This window comes from Bradyrhizobium sp. P2_E8, assembly GCF_056403875.1.
Window position 1 is genome coordinate 1 of the sequence record NZ_JBFUES010001701.1, and the last position, 860, is coordinate 860.

Annotated in this window: 1 protein-coding gene; it reads left to right on the forward strand. The window is 68.3% G+C overall.

Features of this window, described 5'->3' with window-relative positions; genetic code table 11:
• Positions 1-860, forward strand: an 860-nt coding sequence (locus tag AC1D00_RS43325; protein WP_477014953.1) for an amidohydrolase family protein, incomplete at both ends; no start/stop codon positions are given.

Below are 860 nucleotides of genomic sequence, written 5' to 3' on the forward strand. Positions count from 1 at the left end.
GCATTCCCTGGGCCTGGGAGAGTTTTCCGGACTACATGAACTGGCTGTCCAGGCGCGATTTCGACATCGATGTCGGCGCGCAATTGCCGCATGCGGCGCTGCGGGTCTATGTGATGGGCGAGCGCGGCGCGCGCCGCGATCCCTCGACCGTGGAGGACAATGCCGCGATGGCGAAGCTCGCGGGCGAGGCTGTGCGTTCCGGCGCGCTCGGCTTCTCGACCTCGCGCACGCTCAATCACCGCACCTCGACCGGCGACTTCACGCCGACCTTGAAGGCCGGCGAGGACGAGCTCACCGCGATTGCCGGCGCGATGCATGCCGAGGGCCGCAGTGTGCTGCAATTCGTGCTCGATCTCTCCACCATCCACGAAGACCTGCCGATGATGCTGCGGGTGGCTGATGCCACGAAGTGTCCGATCTCGTTCTCGATCACGCAGAACGACAAGGCGCCGCAGCGCTGGCGCCAGACGCTGGACGAGATCAATGCCGCGGCCAGGCGCGGCCTCTCCATCACCGCGCAGATCGCGGCGCGCCCGGTCGGCCTGCTGCTCGGCCTCGAGCTGTCGCGCAATCCGTTCCAGACCCATCCGAGCTACGCGCGCATCGCGCATCTGCCGCTGAAGGAGCGGCTGGCGCGGCTGCATCAGAGCGAGGTCCGCCAGGCGATCCTGAGCGAGACGGCGACCGCGACCGACGATCCGCTGTTCTTCCGGCCCAACTACGACAAGATGTTCCTGCTCGGCGATCCCCCCGATTACGAGCAGCCGCCGGAGAACGCGCTCGGCCCGCAGGCGCGCAAGCTGGGACGGCGGCCCGAGGAGCTCGCCTACGACGCGATGCTGTCGGACGAAGGCCGCGGC